Annotated in this window: 20 protein-coding genes; 10 read left to right on the plus strand and 10 right to left on the minus strand. The window is 69.9% G+C overall.

All coding sequences use genetic code 11. The features are described from left to right. Positions 1–4 precede the first annotated feature (4 nt). The 5 genes from mshB to ACTWPT_RS16395 all read left to right on the plus strand — a co-directional run bounded on the left by mshB (position 5) and on the right by ACTWPT_RS16395 (position 3,445). A complete protein-coding gene (mshB, locus tag ACTWPT_RS16375; RefSeq protein WP_443178223.1) occupies positions 5–910 on the plus strand; it encodes an N-acetyl-1-D-myo-inositol-2-amino-2-deoxy-alpha-D-glucopyranoside deacetylase in 906 nt (301 codons plus the stop codon). A gap of 11 nt (positions 911–921) precedes the next feature. Further along, positions 922–1,344 (plus strand): DUF6113 family protein, encoded by a 423-nt coding sequence (locus ACTWPT_RS16380; RefSeq protein WP_443178224.1) that lies wholly within the window; start codon positions 922–924, stop codon positions 1,342–1,344. Between the two features lie 17 nt (positions 1,345–1,361). After that, a complete protein-coding gene (locus ACTWPT_RS16385; RefSeq protein WP_443178225.1) occupies positions 1,362–1,856 on the plus strand; it encodes a flavin reductase family protein in 495 nt (164 codons plus the stop codon). Positions 1,857–2,021: 165 nt separating this feature from the next. Further along, positions 2,022–2,681 carry a hypothetical protein gene (locus ACTWPT_RS16390; protein WP_443178226.1) on the plus strand — a complete coding sequence of 220 codons (660 nt, stop codon included), beginning with the start codon at positions 2,022–2,024 and terminating at the stop codon, positions 2,679–2,681. Between the two features lie 338 nt (positions 2,682–3,019). After that, positions 3,020–3,445 carry a hypothetical protein gene (locus ACTWPT_RS16395; RefSeq protein ID WP_443178227.1) on the plus strand — a complete coding sequence of 142 codons (426 nt, stop codon included), beginning with the start codon at positions 3,020–3,022 and terminating at the stop codon, positions 3,443–3,445. A gap of 6 nt (positions 3,446–3,451) precedes the next feature. On the opposite strand, the gene ACTWPT_RS16400 is transcribed toward ACTWPT_RS16395, so the two are convergent. The 9 genes from ACTWPT_RS16400 to ACTWPT_RS16440 form a co-directional block, all read right to left on the minus strand. Beyond that, positions 3,452–4,375 (minus strand): hypothetical protein, encoded by a 924-nt coding sequence (locus tag ACTWPT_RS16400; RefSeq protein WP_443178228.1) that lies wholly within the window; start codon positions 4,373–4,375, stop codon positions 3,452–3,454. A gap of 79 nt (positions 4,376–4,454) precedes the next feature. Further along, positions 4,455–6,944, minus strand: a complete 2,490-nt coding sequence (locus ACTWPT_RS16405) for a penicillin acylase family protein (protein ID WP_443178296.1) — start codon at positions 6,942–6,944, stop codon at positions 4,455–4,457. A 253-nt stretch (positions 6,945–7,197) separates the two neighbouring features. After that, a complete protein-coding gene (cysS, locus tag ACTWPT_RS16410; RefSeq protein ID WP_443178229.1) occupies positions 7,198–8,553 on the minus strand; it encodes a cysteine--tRNA ligase in 1,356 nt (451 codons plus the stop codon). A gap of 35 nt (positions 8,554–8,588) precedes the next feature. Further along, complete coding sequence (locus ACTWPT_RS16415) at positions 8,589–10,433, minus strand: sigma factor-like helix-turn-helix DNA-binding protein (RefSeq protein WP_443178230.1); 1,845 nt, start codon at positions 10,431–10,433, stop codon at positions 8,589–8,591. A 47-nt stretch (positions 10,434–10,480) separates the two neighbouring features. Then, positions 10,481–12,301 carry a UvrD-helicase domain-containing protein gene (locus ACTWPT_RS16420; RefSeq protein WP_443178231.1) on the minus strand — a complete coding sequence of 607 codons (1,821 nt, stop codon included), beginning with the start codon at positions 12,299–12,301 and terminating at the stop codon, positions 10,481–10,483. 4 nt (positions 12,302–12,305) lie between these two features. Further along, entirely contained in the window at positions 12,306–14,708 is a 2,403-nt protein-coding gene (locus ACTWPT_RS16425; protein WP_443178232.1) for a hypothetical protein, read from the minus strand. Positions 14,709–14,820: 112 nt separating this feature from the next. Beyond that, positions 14,821–15,624 (minus strand): methyltransferase domain-containing protein, encoded by an 804-nt coding sequence (locus ACTWPT_RS16430; protein ID WP_443178233.1) that lies wholly within the window; start codon positions 15,622–15,624, stop codon positions 14,821–14,823. Positions 15,625–15,698: 74 nt separating this feature from the next. After that, the gene (locus tag ACTWPT_RS16435) at positions 15,699–16,766 is read right to left on the minus strand and encodes an ABC transporter substrate-binding protein (RefSeq protein ID WP_443178234.1); all 1,068 of its coding nucleotides are present in this window, start codon (positions 16,764–16,766) and stop codon (positions 15,699–15,701) included. 17 nt (positions 16,767–16,783) lie between these two features. Beyond that, positions 16,784–17,014: a hypothetical protein gene (locus ACTWPT_RS16440; RefSeq protein ID WP_443178235.1), complete on the minus strand. Its 231-nt coding sequence runs from the start codon at positions 17,012–17,014 to the stop codon at positions 16,784–16,786. A gap of 105 nt (positions 17,015–17,119) precedes the next feature. Here ACTWPT_RS16440 and fdxA point away from each other — a divergent pair, with 105 nt between their 5' ends. The 3 genes from fdxA to ACTWPT_RS16455 all read left to right on the plus strand — a co-directional run bounded on the left by fdxA (position 17,120) and on the right by ACTWPT_RS16455 (position 19,351). After that, positions 17,120–17,446 carry a ferredoxin gene (fdxA, locus tag ACTWPT_RS16445; protein WP_305923991.1) on the plus strand — a complete coding sequence of 109 codons (327 nt, stop codon included), beginning with the start codon at positions 17,120–17,122 and terminating at the stop codon, positions 17,444–17,446. 94 nt (positions 17,447–17,540) lie between these two features. Beyond that, positions 17,541–18,611, plus strand: coding sequence for a succinyldiaminopimelate transaminase (dapC, locus tag ACTWPT_RS16450; RefSeq protein ID WP_443178236.1), 1,071 nt, complete (start codon positions 17,541–17,543; stop codon positions 18,609–18,611). A 77-nt stretch (positions 18,612–18,688) separates the two neighbouring features. Next, the gene (locus ACTWPT_RS16455; RefSeq protein WP_443178237.1) at positions 18,689–19,351 is read left to right on the plus strand and encodes a DUF4178 domain-containing protein; all 663 of its coding nucleotides are present in this window, start codon (positions 18,689–18,691) and stop codon (positions 19,349–19,351) included. Between the two features lie 48 nt (positions 19,352–19,399). Here the strand turns inward: ACTWPT_RS16455 and ACTWPT_RS16460 are convergent, their stop codons facing one another. Then, positions 19,400–20,209, minus strand: a complete 810-nt coding sequence (locus tag ACTWPT_RS16460) for a hypothetical protein (protein WP_443178238.1) — start codon at positions 20,207–20,209, stop codon at positions 19,400–19,402. 44 nt (positions 20,210–20,253) lie between these two features. On the opposite strand from ACTWPT_RS16460, the gene ACTWPT_RS16465 reads away from it, so the two are divergent. Beyond that, on the plus strand, positions 20,254–21,087 hold the full coding sequence (locus tag ACTWPT_RS16465; RefSeq protein ID WP_443178239.1) for a 2,3,4,5-tetrahydropyridine-2,6-dicarboxylate N-succinyltransferase: 834 nt from the start codon (positions 20,254–20,256) through the stop codon (positions 21,085–21,087). Then, positions 21,087–22,142: a succinyl-diaminopimelate desuccinylase gene (dapE, locus tag ACTWPT_RS16470; RefSeq protein ID WP_443178240.1), complete on the plus strand. Its 1,056-nt coding sequence runs from the start codon at positions 21,087–21,089 to the stop codon at positions 22,140–22,142. Before ACTWPT_RS16465 ends, dapE begins: the two co-directional genes overlap by 1 nt. Positions 22,143–22,252 lie beyond the last annotated feature (110 nt).

The raw sequence follows: 22,252 nt of genomic DNA on the forward strand, positions 1-22,252 counted from the left end.
GGCCATGACTGATCGACGGCTCCTGCTCGTGCACGCCCACCCGGACGACGAGTCGATCGGCACCGGCGCGACCATGGCCAAATACGTCGCCGAGGGCGCCCATGTCACGCTCGTGACCTGCACGCTGGGCGAGGAAGGGGAGATCATTCCCGGCGATCTCGCCCACCTGGCCGCCGACCAGGACGACGCGCTCGGCCCGTACCGGATCGGCGAGCTCGCCGCCGCCTGCCAGGCGCTCGGCGTCGAGGACCACCGCTTCCTGGGCGAGCCTGGGCGGTGGCGGGACTCGGGGATGATGGGCGTGGCGTCCAACGACCACCCCCGGGCGTTCTGGGGCGCCGACCTCGACGAGGCCGCGGGCGAGCTGGTCAAGGTCATCCGCGAGGTACGCCCGCAGGTGCTCGTCACGTACGACGACAACGGCTTCTACGGCCACCCCGACCACATCCAGGCCCACCGCGTTTCGCGCAGAGCGTTCGAGCTGGCCGCGAAACCGGACTTCGGCGAGGGCGAGCCGTGGCAGATCGCGAAGTTTTACCACACGGCCCTGCCCAGGTCGGTCATGGGACGCACGGCGGAAGCGCTGCGCGAGGCCGATGTGGACTTCATCACCGAGAACGTCGACGACATGCCGTTCGGCAACCGGGACGAGGACATCACCACCGAGATCGACGCGCGCCCGTGGATCGGCAACAAGATCGAGGCCATGAGCGCGCACGCCACCCAGATCAGCGTCCAGGACACGTGGTTCGCCCTGTCCAACAACATCGGCCAGGAGGTGCTGGGCGTCGAGCACTACATCCTGGCCATCGGGGTGCCCGGCCGGCCGGTGCCCGGGCCGCCGGTCGAGGCAGGCGGCCTCGGTGAGCCGCACAACCGCGAGAACGATCTCTTCGCGGGCATCCACTAACCTCAGTCGACATGGAGCATCGCAGCCAGGCCGAGTCGGCGCTGGGTGGGGCGGCCTACGGCATGCTGTTCGTGCTGGGGGTCGTCATGGGGGTCGTGGGCGGGTTCACGCACCCGGATCCGGTGTGGCAGGTCGGCCCGGTTCCGGTCGCGGCCGTCGTCTGGGTGCTGGCGCTGTTCGGGGTGTGCCTGGGGGCGGGCAAGCTGATGCGCGCACGGCTCGGGGCCGTCGTGACGGCAGTCGGGTGGTTGCTGGTGACGATGCCGTTCACGCTGGAGCTGGGATCCGGTGATCTCGTCATCGCGCAGGGCGCGGCCGGCTACATCTACCTGTACGGGGGGCTCGTGGCTCTTGTCGTGGCCTACTTGCTTTCGCCCTCTTCGGGTGGGGGATCGTGGCTTCTGCGGGGGTATTCTCCGAAGAATCCGATGTAGCGGCATAAAGTGACTTCGTGCATTCGATAGAGCGGCCTGTGGACCCGGAGGCATATCGCAAGGTCGTCGGCCGCTTCGCCACCGGAGTCGCGATCGTCACGACCAGGTTCGGCGGCATCGATCACGCGATGACGGTGAATTCCTTCACGTCCGTTTCGCTCGAACCGCTGCTCGTGTTGTTCTGCGCCGAGAAGGTGGCCCGCTTCCACGATGCGGTGCTGGAGGCGGGGATATGGGGAGTGTCCGTGCTGCCTGCCTCGATGGAGGACGCCTCACGGTTCTTCGCGCATCGGGGGCGGCCGTTGAACGGGCAGCTCACCCGGTGGGCGCACCATCGGGGCGAGTCGGGGGTGGCGTTGTTCGACGAGGCGATCGCCACGCTGGAGTGCACGACGACGGATGTCCATGAGGGCGGCGACCATTCGATCGTGGTGGGCGCGGTGACCGCGATGGGCACGCCGTCCGAGGAGATGCCGCTCATGTATCACGAGGGGCGCTACAAGCGGCTTTAGGCGTGCTGACCTGTGGACGTGCCGGGCTGTCGGGGCGCGGCCGGCTACGGGGCCGTTCGGGCGTGCCGGGTTGGATCGTGGTGTCCGGGCATGAGTCGGGCCAGGCGCATAGGCCTGGCCCGATCAGACGGCCGGTCGTGGCTCCACTGTCACTGGGTGGGAGTCGTGGCCGTTTCCGTCGGTGTCGTGGTGGGCGTTTCCGTCGGGACGGCGGTCGGGGTCTCCGTCGGCGGTGCCGTGTCCGTCGGGGCCTCCGTGGGCTCCTCCGGCGCTGGGCAGATGGGGATCTCCGTGGGAGGTACCGTCGGCGACACGGTGTCCGTCGGGGTTCCGGTCGGCGTTTCTGTGGGTGTGTCCGTGGGAGTCGTCGTCACCGTCTCCGTCGGAGTCACGGTCGGGGTCGGGGTCACGGTCTCGGTCGGCGTGGTCGTGGGCGGCTCGGTCGGGGTCACGGTCGCCGTCGGCGTCTCCGTGGGGACATCCGTCGGCGTGACGGTGTCCGTCGGTGCGGGCTGGCAGGTGACCGTCACTGTCGGACCGGGCTCGGTGACCGTGACCGTGGGGCCGGGCACCGTGACCGTCACGGTCGGCAGAGGCGTCACGGTGACGGCGGGCTCACCACGCTTCTTGTACGTGCCCCAGCCCAGTCTCCTGATGGATTGTGCTGTTCCTTCGGTCACCGGGATGTCCGCGCTCGCGGTCTTGCACGACCTTCGCTTGCACACCCTCTGTTTGACGCTGAAGATGGCGGCACCGGTGTACTCGATGGAGACGTCTAGGAAGGAGGTGCCTCTCCTCTTGACCACCGCCGTCGTGACGACGTAGTCCTCGGCGGGCGGTGCCTCCGTGGGAGTGGCGGTCGGCGTCTCAGTGGGAGTGGGCGGTGGCGGCGTCTCAGTGGGAGTGGGGGGTGGTGGCGTCTCCGTGGGAGAAGCGGTCGGAGTGGCGGCGGCTAAAGCCACCCGCCCGTCGGCAGCGGTGTCAGAGAATCGTAGGGGATCGGACGCTGACGTCTGGGTGATCGCGACGGAACCGGCTCCTGCCAGTGCGACGGTGCCGAGCAGCGCGCCCAGGATGGAGAATCTCATAATCCTGCTCTTGTAGGAGATTTCAGGACCCTGGTCATTATTCCGAGATGTCAAGATTGGTCAAGACTGAGACGCATGGACAAGCGCTTTCGGTTCCGGCGCGTGGCGAACTTCATCAATCTCGCCACTCCGCTCGGTTTGCTGATCTCGATCATCGGTGGCGCCACCCGCCGACCCGGCCCCGACGGCCTCATCCTCGCCTTCGGCTACCGCTACCGCTTCCCCATCGCGGGGGCGTTCACCGTAGGGAACGTCGTCCTGACCAGGTGGGATTCGCTGAGTGACCGGCTCGTCCTGCATGAAGGGCGACACGCCACGCAGTGGGCATGGTGCGTCGGGCTGCCCATGTTGCCGCTCTACCTCCTGGCCATGCTGGTTTCGGTCATGCTGTGTGGGCACCAGGCCACCTACAACATTTTTGAGCGTCTGGCCGATCTTGAGGATGGTGGTTACCCCCGCGCGCCGCTGTGGTGGAGGAGGAGTGGCGGCAGCCCAGGTTGACAAGCTTCAGTCAGATTGATGGCTCGGGCCGCCGAGCTCGGCGTTGCTTCGTGAGCCAGTCGAGCCGCCTGCCGGACCGTCAGACGTCATGAGGCTACGGTCGGCGTCGTCGGCCCGCCAACGCTTGAGCCGCCCGAGCGCGAGGACGGCGAGGGCCAGGCCGGAGATCGCGCCGGCGCAGAGCATCGACGCGGTCGACGGGCTCACGAACGTGATGCCGATCAGGGCGAGGGCGGAGACGGCCGCGGCGAACACGAGGTACGTCCAGGTCGCCAGGCGTACCAGGCACAGGCGGACGTCCTCGGGGTGCGGTGTGCGGGCCAGGAGCCAGGCCAGCGCGGGCAGGAGCAGGACACCGTGCATGAAGACGGCGTGGGCCGACTTCAGCGTGACGGCCACCGTGTAGGCGAGCTGCTGGTTGCCCGTCACCACCTCGACGACTCCACGAGCGATCATGACGGCGCCGAAGGCCATGGCCGCCAGTAACGTGGCGAAGCCCGCGCGCACGGCGAGGCGCATGCTGGGCGCGAGATCAGGGTTGGCCCGGAACGCGGCGCCGGTCATGATGATCGCGATGGCGACGAGCACGCCGCCGCCGCCCGCCAGGGCTCTCGCGATGGCCGAGTCGACGACGGTCTCCAGGTTGAAATGGGATGGGACGCCGCGCCACGCCTGGACGGTGATCAAAGCCACCTCCACTGTGGAGGCAGCAGCGAAGGCGCCCAGCCAGAGGTGGTGGGCGCGGAGACGTATGAACTGGGAGACCCAGGTCAGCGTCAGGACGCTCAGCCCGAACGACACGCCGAACGTGAACGGCTTGCGCCACGACACCGCGCCCTCCCACGGCCCGCCGTCCACGACGAAGACGCCCAGGTGGACGAGACCTGCGAGCACTAGCAGGAGCCCAACGAGATACCACAGGCGATTCATGCGCGCCATGCTGGCAGCCGGACCCCGCCGCGCGCGTCGGCCCACGGTTTGGATCGTGACTACGACCCCGGTCGTACGTTCAGCGCGTCAGTCTGAGGGTGTGCGCGGCCGCCTTCTTGACCGACTCCGGTGTGGAGCGCATCGGCAGCAAGTCGCCCCTGGCCCACACCTCCGCCTGATCCCAGTAATTGGCGTGGAAGGCGTGCCCGGAGGCGCCCGTCAGATTGATCCATTGGGAGCCGTCCAGGTCGGACAGGTCGACGACCATGCGCATCGACGGCACGGCGCTGACCGTGTAGTCCCGCTGAACGTTCCAGCCCGTGGCGTTCAGCGCGTCCTTGCTGCCGGACACCGCAACCGGGCCGCGGTTGAACAACCACTCGACCGGCGCGATCCCCGAGGTCCCCAGCGAGCCGTTGACCAGCGCCAGCTGGTGCAGGTCGCCCCACCGCCACCCGCGGGCGTCCGCCCCGAGCCGTTGCGACAGCTCGTGGTACGCCGACGCCATCGCCTGCCGCAGGATGTCGTCACGTGTCTCCGTGTGGTCCTTCGTGGTCACGTCATCCCAGAAGGGGTCGTCCGGGAGTTGGAGCAGGCGCCTGATCACCTCGTACCAGCGGTCGCCTCCGGCCGGCCTGGCACCCTCCGGCAGCTCGTCGTTGAACGTCAGCACGAGCAACTGTCGCCAGACCGCGTTGAAGTACGCGGCGGGGGCGGAATCGGCGCTCTGCGTGCCGTCCCACGATTGGAGCAGTTGCCTGGCCTGGGCGCTCGGGCCCGCCAGGTCCACCTCCATCAGCGCCGGAACCAGCGTCTCCGCGAAGCCGTTGTGGGTGTCCTGCTGGATCCTGGACATGGTCGCCGCGTCGACCTTGCCCTTCTCGATCGCGTCCTTGACGAGGTCGCGGATACGCTCGGAGCGGTAGCCGTACGCCCAGTCCTCGGTCAGCAGCGGCCGGTACCGCCTGGGGTCGATGACCGCGTTGTTCGCCGTCACGATGAAGCCGTCCGCCGGGTCCTCCACCGACGGCAGCTGGTCGTACGGGATGGGGGCGGCCCTCCAGTCGTACTCACCTGTCCACCCGGGGACCGGCCAGGTGCCGTCGCCTCTCTGGCGTACGGGGATGCGGCCTGGCGCCTGGTAGCCGATCTTGCCCGTGGTGTCGGCGTACACCAGGTTCTGTGCGGGCACCTCGAACAGCGCCGCCGCGGCCTTGAACTCCTGCCAGTCGGCGGCCTTGTTCAACGCGAAGATCGCGTCGGCGCTTTTGCCAGGAGTCAGCGCCGTCCACTGCAGCGCCACCGCGTTCGCCTCGCCGGTGGGCTTGGCGTCGCCGATCACCTCGTTGATCAGCGGGCCGTGCACGGTGCTCCGCACGGTGATCGTGACGGGGGAGCCGCCGGCCACCTTGATCTGCTCCTGCCGGGTCTCCAGCTTCACCTGCTCACCCTTGTGCAGGTACGTGTCGCCGTCCACCTTCTCCAGGAACAGGTCCGCCACGTCGGGACCCAGGTTCGTGAAACCCCACGCGATCTTGTCAGTGTGTCCGATGATCACGCCGGGAACGCCGGAGAACGTGAACCCCGTGACGTCGTACGGGCACTCGTCGGAGATCTTCCTGCAGTGCAGCCCCGCCTGGTACCAGACGGACGGCATCTGCGGGGACAGGTGCGGGTCGTTGGCCAGCAGCGGCTTGCCGCTTGCGGTGTGCTCGCCGGAGATCACCCACGAGTTCGACCCGACGCCCTCGCGGTCCTCGGTGCCCATCGTGCTCGGCACGGCGGCCAGGGTCTTGGCCGCCTGGGTCAGAGCGCCGAGGCCGGCACGCAGCCGGGGCTCGGCCCGCTGGTTGAAGCGGTCCTCATCGATGGTGCCCTCGGTGACGATCGGGGAGTGGCGGTCGTACGGGTAGCGGGGGTAGAGCTGCTCGATCCGCTCCCTGGGCAGCTTGGCGGCGATCAACGCGCGGTCGATCTCGTCTTCCATGTTGGAGCGCAGGTCCCAGGCCATGGCCTTCAGCCAGGAGAGGGAATCGAGCGCGGTCCACGGCTCCGGCTTGTAGCCGCCGTTCTGGAGCTTCAGGACGGAGTATTCGAGGCTGCGGTCGGAGGCGTTGGGGTTGGCGCTGAGCCAGGCGTTCACGCCCTTGGAGTACGCAGTGAGGTGGTCCTGGGTCTGCTTGGCCAGCTCCGGCAGCTCTTGTTCGGCGACCTTGCGCCAGCCCATGGTCCTGAGTGCCTTGTCGGTGCCGAGGGTGGACGCGCCGAAGAGCTCCGAGAGGCGGCCGGCGGTCATGTGGCGGCGGAAGTCCATCTCGTAGAAGCGGTCCTGGGCGTGGACGAACCCCTGGGCCATGAACAGGTCGGCGGCGCTGCCGGCATAGATGTGGGGGACTCCCCACTTATCGCGATAAACCTCTACATCTTCGGATAAGCCGGGTAGTCGCAACGATCCATCAACCTGTGGGAACGACTTCCGCACGGTGTAGACGAGGACCCCGGCCAGCACGAGGGCCAGGGCGAGAAGAACGGTCAACACCCGAGCGAACCACCGCAACGGCCGCGGCATCCACGCATAGGGCCTCACCGACACCTCCATCTTGCCGAAACTGGCACTAAGTCTGGCAGCCCACGATCACTCCTCCGGCCGACTTCACCGTCCTTCGCAGGCGACTTTGAGGTGGCGGTCACAGGAGGCTGCCAACGTCTCACCCGCCGTAGATGGTTGGGGTCATGAACAGGTGAGAACGCCGCTCCGGCTCAATGCGCCGGCGGGCGCACGGAGGGGCGGGCGGTGGTGCGGCGAGCGGCGGTGGGATGGATCAGGTCCAGGTTTGGCCGTCGGGGGTATCGGAGACGCGGACCCCCAGAGCGGACAGTTCGTCCCGCAGGCGATCAGCCTCCATCCAGTCCTTCGCCTCGCGCGCCCGGGCCCTCGCCTCCAGGAGTTCCCCCGCCCCCGGGGGCAGCACGCGCACCTTGCCGATGTCCGTGGAGAGATCCAGCCCAAGCAGCTGGTCCACGTGCAGGAATGATTCGAACTTGGCCCCCGCGGCCACCGACTCGTCCCGCTCCAGCTCCCGCAGCACCCGCAACGCCTCGGGCGTGTCCAGGTCATCGGCGAAGGCGGCCTCCACCCGCGCCACGTACGCGGACGCCATCGGCGCGCTGGGCGACTCGGCCCACTCGGCCACCCGAGCCCGCCACCGCCGCACCGTACGATCGGCCGCCCGCAGCGTGTCCCACGTCAGGTTCATCTGCTGCCGGTACCGGTGCTCCAGGAACGCCATCCGCACGGCGAGCGGATCGAGCCCGTCCGCCACCACGTCCGACAGCAGCACCACGTTCCCCGTGGACTTCGCCATCTTGCGCCCGTCGAACAGCAGGTGCTCCCCGTGCACCCAGTGCCGTACGACCTCTTGCCCGGCCGCCGCGTTGGACTGGGCCCGTTCGTCCTCGTGGTGGGGGAAGCGCAGGTCGATCCCGCCGGTGTGGATGTCGAAGGACGCCCCGAGGTACCGCAGCGACATGGCCGAGCACTCGACGTGCCAACCCGGGAACCCCCGGCCCCACGGAGTCTCCCAGGTCAGTTCGCCTTCGGCGGGTTTCCACAGTGCCCAGTCGGCGTGGAAGCGCTTGCGCGGGTCGACGGCGTCCATGCGCTGTGCCGGCTTCAGTGCGTCCAGGCGATTTCCAGAAATTTCGCCGTAGGTGGGAAATGTCCGTACGTCAAAGAACACCGACCCGTCCGGCACCACATACGCGTGCCCCTTCTCGATCAGCTTGGCGATCAGCTCGATCATCAGCTCGATCGTCTCGCTCGCGCGCGGCGTGTGCTCCGGCGGCCGGAGGTTGAGCGCGGCGGTGTCGTTCCTGAAGGCGTCCTCGTAGAAGCGCGCCAGCTCCCGCACGGAGCGCCCTTCGGCCTGTGCCTGCTCCACGACCTTGTCGACCCCGGCGTCGGTCAGGTGGCCGACGTCGGTGATGTTCTGGCAGGCCAGCACGCGCGTCCGCCGCCGCTCGAGCACCCGCCTGATCAGGTCGGACAGCAGGTAGGTGCGCAGGTTGCCCACGTGCGCGTAGCGGTAGACCGTCGGCCCGCAGGAGTACATCCGCACCGCCCGCCCGACGGCGAGCTCCTCGACCTGCCTGGTCCGCGTGTCGTAGATCCGCAACATCTCCCGAGCTTAGCCCGAACCCGGACGGCCAGGGCTCACCCGCCCAGGAAGCCGAGGATGTCCCGGTCGCCGCGCTCGCGCAGTCTGCCCAGGATCTCCTCGCGGGTGGCCGTGTCGGGCAGCCCGATCCTGGCCCCGATCAGCCGCAGACCCTCCATCTCCGAGCTGACCGGAGCGGTGTAGCCGAACAGGTAGAGCGCGCGGTTGATGGGCGGCATCCCGACGGGAGCGGCAGGCAGGTAGCGGGTCAGCAACTCGCCTCCGTCCGACACGGTGAGGAAGACGTGGTCGCCCTCGTTCGCCTTGTATTCGGCCAGCACGTTCCTGATCGACCCCATGGTCGGCTGGTTGTGCCAGCTGATCACCACGTCACCGGACGGCGCCGAGGCGGTCAGCTGCCCGCCGGGCGCCATGCCCAGGTACGCCGCGAACCCCGTCGGCAGCGGCGACCCCGACCCGCGCAGATGCTCGGCGTTGACGTCCACCCGGTGCCACCAGCGCCCGTCCCGGGAGCGGAAGCTGCGCCGGGTCTCCGACACGTCCTTGCGCGGCTGGTACGGCTCCGGCTCCCCGCTCGGCGAGGTGCCCGCCACCCGGATCCAGCCCCGCTGCGTGCGCTCGAACCCGGGCCCGCCCGAGTACGCCCGCACCGAGCTCTCGCTGACTTCGTACCGGGAGGTCAGGTTCGTCACGATCGTGCTCACCGACGCCTCGCCGCCGGCCCGCTCGATCTCCCTGGCGATCATCTCCCTGATCCCCAGGTACTCGTCACCGCCCCACCGGGCCAGCCCGTACTTGTTCCTGTCCACCCGCAGGAACCGTTCGTCGGCGGTGAGCTGGTTGCGGATGCCGACCAGGCTGTAGTCCTCGCCGATGCGCTCCTGGATCTCCTCGGGCGACAGCGGCGCGCCCGCCACCGCCAGCACCGCCTCCGTCTTCTCGTTGATGCTGCGCGGCCAGGGCACCACGTGCTGGCCCAGAACGCGTAGCTGCGGCACGGCCAGGATCCACCGCTCGGCGACGTCCTCGCGCACGCCGAGCTGGGCAACCATGGACACGGCCTCGCCGAGCGGCCGCGGCCCGTCGGCGAACAGCTGGCGCGTCTTCTCGCGCAGCTCGTCCGCCCCGCCCGCGACGAGCCAGCCGTCGGACTGCTCGTAGCCGGTCAGCAGCGTCCGCACGAACCGCCACGCGGGGATCCCCAGCGTGCGCAGCTCGGTCCCGTGCCACGGCACGGCGGCCTGCAGGTCGTCGGCCGGGACGGCGGAGCCGAGCCGGGTACGCAGCCACGCCACGTGCGCCACCAGCGCCACCGCGTCGGCGCCGGCGAGCCAGGCCTCCACGTGCTCGCGCAGGTCGCGTTCGATCTGCCTGATCCGCTCCCGCGTCACCGAGAACCGCTGCGCCAGCTCGTCGAGCGTGGCCCGCTGCGCCGCGTACAGCCGGTCGCGGGCGATGGCCCGCTGCCGCTCGTCCAGCGCCGCGAACAGCGCGTCGATCACCTCGGGCAGTGGCATGTCCGGCCGTGCCGTCACGGGCACCGCGTCCGGCGGGGGCTCGAGGAGCCGCTCGAACACGCCGGTGAACAGCTTCTGCACCACGTCCTTGCCCAGCGACTCCGGCGTTCGCTCGGCCTCGGCTGGGTCGGAGAAGCGCACCAGCGGCAGGATGTCGCCGAGCAGCAGGTGTCCCCAGCAGGCCACGGCCAGGTCGGCCAGGTGGCCCGCCACGGTTGGGGTGCCGACGATGGCGCACGCGCGGTCGAGGGGGATCGCATGCCACCAGGCCTCGGGCAGCTGGGGCTCCTCCACGATCGGCGCGATTTGACCAGGGGAGGTCCAGCGCACGGGTGGCGCGAGGTCGCTCAGGCTGAGGTTCATTGAGGTCCAACCGGCAATGGGAAGTATCCGCAGTTCAGACTATGTGATCAGAGGGGTATAAAGGGGCTGCCTCTTCCGGAATGGGAGATATAGAGCATCGCCCGCGCTCGCGTGCAGGCGACGAATAGTATGCTCCGCTCGCGCTGCAAGGCTCGAGCCCTCGCGCCAGGTTCTTCCGGCGGCGGCTCGGGCACCACGCCCTCCGCCACGCCGATGAGCGCCACCCGCTCGAACTCCAGCCCCTTCAGATGCTGGAAGGTCGAGGCCCGCACGTTCAGGCCCGTCAGCGCCTTCTTGGCCTGCCGGACGAGCCGGGTGGTGCGGGCGCCGACGGCGATCTCGCCGGCGGGCACGCCGTCTGCCAGCCACGACTCGATCGTGGCCCGCAGCCCGGCCAGCTCCGACTCGGGCGAGTCGTACGCCCTGATCATGGGGCGTTCACCGTTGTGTGTGGCGCGGTAGCCGTACATCTCGGTCGCGCCCTTGACCAGGCCGGGCGCGGGGCCGCCGCCGCGCAGCCGGACCACGAAGGACAGCAGCTCCTGCGGCAGCCGGTAGGAGACCTTCAACAAGTGCTGCTCGGCGGGGATGCCGAGGGTGCCGAGCGCCACCCGCGTGTCGGTGACCCGCTGGTGCGGATCGCCCACGATGAACAGGTCGTCGTGCGCGCGCGGCACCGCCGCCCTCAGCAGCCGCCACTGCGCCGAGCTGATGTCCTGCGCCTCGTCCACCACGATGTGACGGTACGGCTTGCGCTCCGGCTCCACGTCGTCGAGCAGGTCGCCGGTTGTGAGCGACAGCAGCCTGAGTGCCTCGTCCGTCAGCTGGGCCAGCGTCCGCGCCTCCGGGCCGACCAGCGGTGGGCGGCGGCCCTCCGCGTCGGCCACGATGCGCATGGCCAGGCGTTCGGCGTTGTCCACTTCGACCCGCTTGCGGAGGACCTCGTCCTCGATCAGCACGTCCAGCTTGGCCGACAGCTCTTCGGCGAGGCTCTGCGAGAATGTGATGAGCAGGACCGGGCCGCTGCCGTTCGCGGCCAGGTGGGCGGCCCGGTGCAGAGCGATGACGGTCTTGCCGGTGCCCGCGCCGCCGACCACCAGCACCGGATGCCCGTAGCGGGCCGCCCTGGCCAGCCGGTGCTGCGTGGGATGGGGAAACGTGCACCACTCCGGCGCCCCGAGCACCCGGTCGAGCGCCACCTTGTCGGTCGCGAACGCCGCCCGGTCCGGGCTGCGCCGCAGCGCCGCGTGCAGGTCGTCGGGGTCGATCGGCCCGGTGCCCGCGTCCGAGGCGCGCCAGGCGTCCAGCTCGCGCCAGGCCTCCGCCAGTGAGCCGCCGCGAGCCAGTACGGCGAGCGGGAGGTGCTGGGTGGGCGGCAGCAGCGGTTCGAGCGCGGCCACGTCCGCCTCGGTCGTGATGAGCCGGAACAGCGGCAGGGCATGCCCGTCCAGGCCGAGCGCCAGCAGGTCGCCGTCGCAGATCGGGGCGAACAGCCGCGACGCCCTGGCCGACCTGCGTAGCGCGGGCTCCACCCGCTCCAGGGCCTCGGCGTCCCACTCCTCGACGACGCCGACCACGGGGTTGACGCCGTACCTGTGGCGTTGCGCGTACGACCAGGCCTCGGGGTCGGGCAGGACCGTACGCAGCCAATAAACGTCCCGCTGGCGTACCACCACCCCGCGATGCCCCTCGGCCAGCCGCAGCGTGGCGACCCGCGGATCCCTGGCGCCCCGCACCCGCTGGGGGTGCGGCGCGCCGGCCACGTTCAGCAGGAACCGGCGCAGCGCGACCACGGCGTCCCTGCGCACCGGCTGAGCCAGTGCGCCGAGCTCCCTGGGAAACTCAGGGCCGATCGCGAGCCGCGGCACCGGCTCAGTCCAAGAGGGCTAGCAGATCGCGGTCTCCGCGTTCGCGGAGCCTGACGAGCAGGTCCGGCAGGCTCACCGGTCCCGTCATGCCGATCCTCGTGGCGATCACTCGAGCCGCCTGATCCCGGGTCCCGCCCGGAGCCGTGTACCCGACCAGGCGGAGCGCCTTGGTGATCGTCTCGGCGCCCTGCGCGGCGACCGGCAGGTGCCTGGCCCGCAGCACGCCCTCGTCCGACAGCGTCAGGAACAGGTGCCCGCCCTCACGCGCGCCGACGTCCACGAGGAGGCGTTCGATGGACTCGAGCACGGGCCTGCCGTGCCAGGTCATGGTCAGCTCGCCCGCGGCGCTCCTGACCGTCCTGCTCTCACCCGGCGACAAGCCCAGGTAGGAGGCGAAGCCGGTCGGCAGCGCGCACTCGCCGCCCGCCAGTTGCTCGGCGGTCACGTCGATGCGCAACCACCACCGGCCGTCCGGCTGCCGGAAGCAGCGCCTGGTCTGGGAGACGTCCTTCAGCGGCTGGTAGGGCTTCTGCTCGCCCGACCCGCCGTTGGACTCGCCCGGCGGGGGCGCGCCCGGGGTGAACGCCTGGAACTGCGGCGGGCCGGGGGGCGGCATCGGCACGGGGCCGAACGCCGACTGCGCAGGCAGGTCCATCGGCGGCTGCGGCCGTGGCGGCAGGTCGGTCTGGGGCTGCTGGGCCAAGGGCTGGGCCTGGCCAGGAAGTGTCGCCAGCACGAACTGCCAGGCGGGCACCTCCAGCGCGCGGATCTCCACTCTGTGCCAGTCGGCCGCGCCGATCAGCTGCTCCTTGGGCGCTGCGGGGCCGAGCGTTCTACGAAGCTCGTCCAGATGCGCCCGGTACGGGGCCGCCTCCTCGCTGGCCAGCCAGCGGTTCAGGCGGCCGCGGAACTCGTCCTCGGTGGCGGAGATCTCGGCCGGTGGGACGGCGAACAGCTTGGCCAGCTGATCCACGGCCGAGGGCTCGTCGGTGAACACCCGGTTCTGCGCCACCGCCCAGCTCTTGTCGTCCAGCCCGGCGAACGCGGCCTCGATGAGCTGGGGGAGCTCCTGCTCGTGAGCTTCGGCCGCGACCGGCTCCGGCTGCTGTTCCTCGTCGGCCTGCTCGGCCTCGGTGCTCTCCTCCGGGGCGCCTTGGGCCTCCGCGCTGTCCTCCGGGGCGCCCTGGGCTTCCGCGCTGTCCTCCGGAGCACCCTCGGCCTCGGCGCTGTCCTCCGGGTGGCTCCCGCCTTCGGGCGAGCTCCGGCGCGCTTCCGCCAACGCGGCCGCTGCTTCGGCCGCCGGCTCGGGGGCGGGGTCCTCGTCCGCGTGCAGCACGGGCTCGGGCCCATCGCCTGCCTCGACGACGGGCTCGGCGTCGGCGTCCAGCACCGGCTCGCCGCCTTCCGGCGCGCCTTCCTCGGGCACATTCTCCTGAGACGCCGCCTCGGGGGAGATCGCGCCCTCTGGGACGACCTCGCCTGCTGCGGCGGGCTCGAGGTCGCCTTCGTCAGTCGCGGCGGCCCCGTCCTCACCCCGGGTGGCGTCCGGCCGCCCGGGGGCGCCCTCGTGAAAGGCGAGGGCGGCGTGTGGCTCGGGCTGCTCAGCCTCGGCCTCGGGCCGCGCGGCCTCGGCGACCGGCTCAGCCGCGTCCTCTGCCGCCACCTCGGCGATCGGCTCAGCCTCGTCCTCCGCCGCGACCGCCTCGGCGGCGGGCTCCTCGGCCGCGGACGCCGGCTGCGGCCCCTCAGCGACGGCCTCAGGCTCTTCCGCGGTCACCGTGTCCGGCGTAGATGCGGACTCGGCGGTTACGGGATCCGGCGCGGACTCGGCGGTCACCGGGTCCGGCGCGGGCTCGGCTTCTGGCGCGGGTGTGGATTCGGCGGGCTCCGGCAGGCCGTGCGGCTCGACCCGCGGCGCGGGCACCGCCGCGGGCGACGGGACCACTGCGGCTGACGCGGCCGCCGCGTCCGACGGGGGCGCCGCCGCCGTCGGCGCGGCCTGGGGGGACGCCAGGCGGGCGAACACGGCCGAGAACAGCGTGTTGAGCACCGGGCGCGCTTGGATGAAGGGCTGGTCGACCAGCTCCCGGCTGGTCAGCCCCAGCAGTCCGGGCCACGACCCGGCCCGGTCGAGCGCGATCGCGACGGCGGGCTCGTCGGCGTCATCCGGGTCGAGCACGTGCAGGGCGGGCAGCACGTCACCCAGGGCCGCAGCCGGCCACCGCTCGAGGGCGATCTCCGTCAGCAGCTCGCCCAGGGACTCTGGGCCGATGGCGGCGAGGACATGCGGCATGGGCAGACTGCGCCACCACGCATCCGGCAGGTCCGGCTGCCCGGTGAGTAGCGTGATCGTCGACGCGTCGCTCCACCTCAACGGTGGTACGAGGTCGCTCAGGCAGAAGTTCATCCCGTTCCGTTCACCAGCCCCTCACGCCGCCGCAGCGGTGCAGCCATAATCTCGCCGCCCACGGAACAGACCATAGTCCGGCAAAACAGCCCTACGCATCATGCACTACGCATCAGCGCCGAACGGCGGCAAAGCGCAGTCGCACATAATCGGCCATCCAGCCAGTCTCCCTGCGAAGCGCGGGCGCTGCCAGCTCATTGACACGACGAAGCAGGGGCTCCACGATCTCCGGTGCGAGCCCCTTGAGCGCCGACGCGGCGAACATGCGTACCCAATCGGCCGCCCCGCCAGGGCACTCGTCAAGAGGGGTCGGCCGGTCGAAGTATTCGAGCAACCTGACGACGAACCCCTCCTGCTCGAGCCGGCGGGCGTACTCGGCAGGCGTGGGAAAGTACCACGGCAGGTCGGGTTCCTGCAGGCCGTACTCGCGCCAGGCGGTCAGCATCGCGGCGGTCAGCTCGGCGCAGTTGCCCGCGCCGCCCATCTCGGCGACGAAGCGCCCGCCGGGCGTGAGCGCCTCGCGGACGTTGGCGATCACGGTGGCGGGATCCCGGCTCATCCAGTGCAGGGCCGCATTGGAGAAGACCGCGTCGTACCGGTCCACCACGGTGAAGTCGTGCCCGTCTCCGACGATGAAGTTGATGCCCGGGTACTGCGCCAGAGCCTTCTCGATCATGGCGGTCGAGCCGTCGATGCCGAGGACGTCCGCACCCCTGAAGGCGAGCTGCGCGGTGAGCACGCCCGTGCCGCATCCGAGGTCGAGCACGCGCTCGCCGGGCCGCGGATCCAGCAGGTCGACCAGTGGCGCGCCCTGCGTGGAGACGTAGCCGAAGCTGCTGTCGTAGGCGCGACTGTTCCACCGCTCCAAACTCGGTGTGTCGTATCGCAAGACGATCAGCTCACATTCGTCAGACATCGGGCCCCCGTGGCCGTGCTGTCTGTTCACTTTAGAGCCTGAACGTCCCTACGACATATCAAGTCACTTCGGACTCATCCCACGCTCTTCGCCCATTCCTTCTTCAGGTACGCCTTCGCCGCGTCTGCCTGGGGGATCGTCATGAGGATGGGCGGCCCAGGCGCCTTGGGCAGTTTGGCCGCCTGCGCGGCGTCGAGCGTGCCCTTCATGAGCATGGCCTCGCCGCGCGCCGGCCGGGCCCAGCCTTTCTGGAGCAGGTTCTGGCCCTCGTCCGAGAACAGGAACTCCTGCCACAGGCGGGCGGCGGCCGGGTGCGGGGCGGCCTTGTTGATCGCCTGCACGTGGTAGCCGCCGAGCGCCGCGTCCCGCGGAATCGTCGCCTGCCACGCGTCGGGTTGGCCGGCGCTGCGGGCGGCGTTCAGGTGGTCCCAGGCGACGATCACGTTGGCCTTGGCCAGGTCGGTGAGCTGGCCGGCCTGCTTGAGCTTGGCGAACAGCCCCACCCCTTGCTCGGGCCGCGGCACCCCGGACCGCATGGAGGCCGCCATCACGCCGCCGAAGGCCGACGCCGAGTGCAGCGGGTCCCCGTCGAGCGCTACCCGGTAGCCGGGCTTGAGCAGGTCGGCGAAGGAGGCGGGGGGCTTGACCGCGCGCGGGTCGTACCCGATGGACATGTAGCCGCCGTAGGCGGCGTACCAGGCGCCGGACGGATCCTTCACGTCGTCGGGCAGGTCCTGCCAGCCCTGCACCTTGTACGGCGCGAACTTGGCCGCCTCGCGCACCGCGACGTCCAGGGTCAGGTCGAACACGTCGGGCTTGAGCTGCGCGGCCGCGTCGATCTGGCGCCGGCTGCTGGCGCCGGGCTCGAGTTGGTTGACCTTGAGCCCGTACTTGTCGGCGAAGGTGTCGATGACCTCGCCGTAGTTGACCCAGTCGCGGGGCAGCGCGATCACATTGAGCTCGCCCTCGCGCTTGGCGGCCTCGGCGAGCCGCTCCATGGTGGTGAAGCCGGACTTCAGCGAGCCCGCCTGCACGTTGACCGGCGGCAGGTTCTCAGCCGGCGTTGACGATTCTGTGGACGACGCGCCGCATCCGGCGCTGGCGAGGATGGCTGCTGCGGCGGCGCAGGTACGTACAGTCACACAAGGAATACTTACCGTTACACCTGCCCAGGTCGAGGAGGCGCGGCGGGAACGACCTTGGCCGCCACCAGCGTTTCCTCAAGAATCTCCACCAGCGTGCCGTCTTTTTTACGAAGTCTCAGCACTCCCTCCTCCCAGGACTCGAGGATCCCGACCGCATCGCGATACCCTCCAGATACGCGCCTGCGCGTGGTGATCCGTTTACCTGTGTCCTGACTTGTGATCGCGATGACGAGGCGTGCGGGCACGAGTTTGCCACCCTCCGTTTCGGCCAGCTGGCAAGCACGGCAATACTAGGGCGTAGCAAACCGCGGTCAGACTCATGCCATGGTGCGGAGAAGAAGGAGCTCGAGGTGACCTACGTCATCGCGCAGCCTTGCGTGGACGTCCTGGACAAGGCGTGCATCGAGGAATGCCCCGTCGATTGCATCTACGAGGGCGAGCGCATGCTTTACATCCACCCCGACGAGTGCGTGGACTGCGGCGCGTGTGAGCCTGTATGCCCCGTCGAGGCGATTTTCTATGAGGACGACCTTCCCGAGCAGTGGAAGGACTACTACAAGGCGAACGTGGACTTCTTCGAAGACCTCGGCTCGCCCGGTGGTGCCTCCAAGGTCGGGAAGATCGACAAGGACCACCCGGTGGTGGCCGCTCTGCCGCCGCAGGCTGAGGACCACTAGCCGGTTCTGATACGCCTCGCGAGGGGGCATCCCGGGCTGGATGCGCCCTCGCGGCGTGTGCTTTTCGTACGGCAATGCGACACCCTGGAGAACCGTGAACAACCTGCCCGACTTCCCCTGGGACCGGCTGGAGCCGTACAAGGAGCGCGCGCTCGCACATCCCGACGGCATCGTCGACCTCTCGATCGGCACGCCGATCGACTCCGTGCCCGAGGTCGTCATGAACGCCCTCGTCCAGGCCGCCGACAGCCCCGGCTACCCCTTCACCCACGGCATCAAGGCGCTGCGCGAGGCCGCGGCCGGGTGGCTGCGGCGCAGGCACGGCGTCACCGTCGATCAGCAGGACGTGCTCCCGCTGATCGGCTCCAAGGAGTTCGTCGCCTGGCTGCCCACATACCTCGGCGCCAGGCGCGTGGTCTTCCCCGAGCTGGCCTACCCCACCTACGACGTGGGCGCCCGACTGGCCGGGGCGGTGGCCACGGCCTCCGACAGCACGCTCGCGCTCGGCCCTGAGCACGTGGACCTGCTCTGGGTCAACTCGCCCGGCAACCCCACCGGCCGGGTGCTGCCCGCCGAGCACCTGCGCAAGGTCGTCTCCTGGGCGCGCGAGCGCGGCACGATCGTCGCCTCCGACGAGTGCTACATCGAGCTCGGCTGGGAAGAGGAGCCGGTCTCGATCCTTCATCCCGACGTCTGCGGCGGCTCCCACGAGGGGCTGCTCGCGGTTCACTCGCTCTCCAAGCGCTCCAACCTGGCCGGCTACCGCGCCGGGTTCGTGACGGGCGATCCCGTCCTGGTCAAGCGGCTGCTGGAGATCCGCAAGCACGCGGGCATGATGATGCCGGGCCCCGTACAGGCCGCGGTGACGGCCGCGCTGGCGGACGACGCGCACGCCGACGCCCAACGCGAGCTCTACGCCGCCCGCCGCGCCCTGCTGCGGCCCGCGCTGGAGCAGGCGGGCTGGCATATCGACCATTCAACGGCAGGACTGTACTTCTGGGCATCGAACGGGCAGAACGCCTGGGACCAGGTGAGCAAGCTTTCCGAAATCGGCATTTTGGTCGCGCCCGGCGAGTTCTACGGAGCGGCAGGTGGGCGGCACATCCGCATCGCCGTCACCGCCACTGACGAACGCATCAGTGCGGCGGTGCGCCGCCTCCAGTAGGATCGCCCGTCAAAAGCAAGCCAATAAATCGATAAGGGCTTACGCCGAGGCAGACCGCGAGTGGAGCGAGCTGATCGATGAGCGTGACCTCCATGGTCGTACTCGGGCTGAGCATCGCCCTGGTCCTCCTGCTGCTGGGAGCCTTCTTGGCCACCTTGCGGCAAGACAGGAAGGGCCGTACGAGCACGCCGCCGCCGGCGGTCGAGGTCGCTCCCATCGAGACCCCCATGCCGGCCCCTGTGAGCGTGCCCGGGCATGCCGGCACCGACTACACCGACCCGCGCACGATCCGGGTGGGGGACCGGATCGAGGTGCACGGGTCGCCCGCGCGTGTGCTGGGCGCCATGCACATTTCGTGGCAGGGGCATCAGTGGACCGAATATCTGCTGCGGGATGCCTCCCGGCGCCTTCAGTGGCTTTCGGTCGAGGTGCGTGCCGGGGATCCGCCGCATTTGGAAGTGTTGCTCTGGAACGACGTGCCCACGCAGGGCATGATTCCGGCCAAGAGCATGCTGATCATGGAAGGCGTGGAGTTCTTCCCGATCGAGCGGGGCACGGCGGCGTTCCGGAGCGAGGGGGACACCGGTAACCCCGATCGGGGCTTGCTCGACTTCGCCGACTACCGTGCCTCGGATGGGCGGCTGCTGTCCTTCGAACGCATTCAGGGCAGCGCCTGGACGGCCAGCTACGCCCAGCCTCTGCCGCCCGGCTCCATCTCCATCGTCCGCCGCGCCTCCTGACGCGCGGCTGGGCTAGGAGAGCTCGACCTGGCCTGACGCGCGACTGGGCTAGGAGAGCTCGACCTGGGTGGCGCCGGACGCCTCGCCCGGCTTCCAGCCCTCCACCTTGATGTCGTTGGACCAGGTGGCGCCGCTGTAGCGGACCCGGCTCAGCGCGTACTTCTCGGCGTGGGCCACCGACCAGGCGGCGATCAGCCACCCGCGTTTCCTGGTGGTGATCGCGGTGCTGCCGAGCGCCCGGGAGAGGTGTTTGCGTGCCTCGGCCGTCTTGGGCCGCGGCGCCGGGGTCTTGCTCGCCGGATACCAGCAGTGCACGGCCTGCGGCACCCGCCCGGTGAAGGCGGCGGCAAGGATCTTGGCGTCCGCCTCGTGCGGCGCATAGGCATAGCCGCCCGCCGAGCGCTGCACCGCCTGGGCCGCCTCCGCGAGCGGGATCTTGCGATAGTTCTTCACCTTGACCAGGGCGGCGAAGAACTTGTTCGTGGCGTAGACGGGATCCATGAGCTGCTCCTTGGTGCCCCAGCCCTGCGATTCGCGCTGCTGGAACACGCCGACCGAGTCACGGTCCCCGTACTCGAGGTTGCGGAGCTTCGACTCCTGGATCGCGGTCGCGTACGCGATGACCACGGCCCGCTCGGGCAGCTTGCGGCGCGCCGCGACGGCCGCGATCGTGGCGGAGATCTGAGCCTGCTCCGGCTGGAGCGAAATGAGGCCGTTAGGGGTGCGCGCGTTGCAGTAGGCCTCGGGCACCGCCAGGGGGGTGGCCCTCTTCAGCAGGTGGTAGACGCCTACGGAAATGCCCACGGCGAGCACGATCACGATGATCGCGATAGTGATGACTCCACGGGAGAAGCGCATGCGCACCCTGAAAAACCTACCCGGCGTGGATAAGCTCCGTGGCCATGAGTGACGTGAGCACCTCCACACCGATATCCCCAGCCATAGACCAGTTGTGGGAGCGCCGCGCGGAGCTGTCGCCCGCCGACGTCGACGCGCGCCACCTGGTCGTGGGCGCGGTGGACCTGCTCGACAAGGGCGAGGCCAGGGCGGCCCGGCTGGTGGACGGCGAGGTTGTGGTGGACGAGCGCGCCAAACGGGCGATCCTGCTCGCCTTCAAGGTGCTGGGCATGGCGCGTTCGCAGGTGGGTGACTTCCATCACCACGACAGGGTTCCGTTGAAGAGCTCGTTCGACGGGGTGCGGGTGGTGCCGGGCGCGATCGCCCGCTGGGGCGCCTACCTGGCGCCCGGGGTGGTGCTGATGCCGTCGTTCACCAACATCGGCGCGTACGTGGACGCCGGGACGATGGTCGACACCTGGGCAACGGTAGGCTCCTGCGCCCAGATCGGACAGAACGTGCACCTTTCGGGCGGCGTCGGCATCGGAGGCGTGCTGGAGCCGCCCAACGCCGTGCCGGTCGTCATCGAGGACGAAGCGCTCATCGGCAGCCGGTCGATGATCGTCGAGGGTGCCCGGGTGGGGCAGGGCGCGGTCGTCGGAGCAGGCACGATCCTGTCGGGCACGATCCCGGTGATCGACGTGGAGACGGGCGAGGAGCTGGCCCGCGGCCGCATCCCCGACTGGTGCGTGGCGGTCGGGGGCACCAGGCAGAAGGAATACCCCGGAGGCACGTTCGGGCTGCCGTGCGTGCTGGTGATCAAGCGGCTGAAGCCGGGGCAGCGGCACGACAAAGCGGCGCTCAACGAGGTGCTGCGAGAACACGGAGTGAACACCTGATGCTGGACCTGACGCAGGACGTACGCGCGCTCACCGCCGCGATCGTGGACATCGAGTCGGTGAGCGGCGGCGAGCGGGCGCTGGCCGACGCAGTCGAGCGGGCCCTGTCCGCGCTGCCGCACCTGAAGGTGGACCGGTCGGGGGAGACCGTCGTGGCCCGCACCCATCTGGGACACGCCGAGCGCGTGCTGATCGCCGGGCACCTCGACACCGTGCCCGTGGCCGCCAACCTGCCCAGCCGGGTGGACGGCGATCTGCTGTACGGGTGCGGCACCTCCGACATGAAGGCCGGCGTGGCGGTCGCGCTCAAGCTGGCGGCCACCGTCCCCGCGCCCAACAAGGACGTGACCTACGTCTTCTACGACTGCGAGGAGGTCGAGGCCGAGCGCAACGGCCTCACCCGGGTGGCCAGGGACCATGCCGACTGGCTGCTGGCCGACTTCGCGGTGCTGATGGAGCCGACCGACGGCGTGATCGAGGGCGGCTGCCAGGGCACCTTGCGTGCCGACATCACGGTGACGGGCAAGCGGGCGCACAGCGCCAGGTCGTGGTTCGGGGTCAACGCCATTCACGGGATCGAGCCGGTGCTGGCCCGGCTGAACGCCTACGAGCCGCGCCGGCCGGTCGTGGACGCGCTCGAATACCACGAGGGACTCAACGCGGTCGGCGTGCGGGGCGGCGTGGCCGGCAACGTCATCCCCGACGAGTGCGTGGTGACGGTCAACTACCGGTTCGCGCCCGACCTGTCGATCGAGCAGGCGCAGGAGCACGTACGGGAGGTGTTCGACGGATTCGAGGTGAGCTTCGTGGACGCGGCGCCCGGGGCCAGGCCGGGGCTGACGCATCCGGTGGCGGCGGCGTTCACCGCGGCCGTCGGCGGCACGCCGCGGGCCAAGCTGGGGTGGACGGACGTCGCCCGGTTCTCCGCGCTGGGTGTGCCGGCCGTGAACTACGGGCCCGGCGATCCGAACCTCGCGCACCAGCAGGGCGAGTACGTCTCGCTCTCGAAGATCGTCGAGAGCGAGCTGGCCATGCAGGACTGGCTGACAAAATGAAAGTGGCCCTCCTCGCCGGCCATTTGGCGGGGAAGACCACTTTCAGTCCCGAGCAGCACCCTCGACGATTAGACGCGGGTAAGCCGAAATCCGGTTCCCTCGTTTTTTCA

The organism is Nonomuraea sp. 3N208 (assembly GCF_052245935.1).
Lineage (GTDB): Bacteria > Actinomycetota > Actinomycetes > Streptosporangiales > Streptosporangiaceae > Nonomuraea.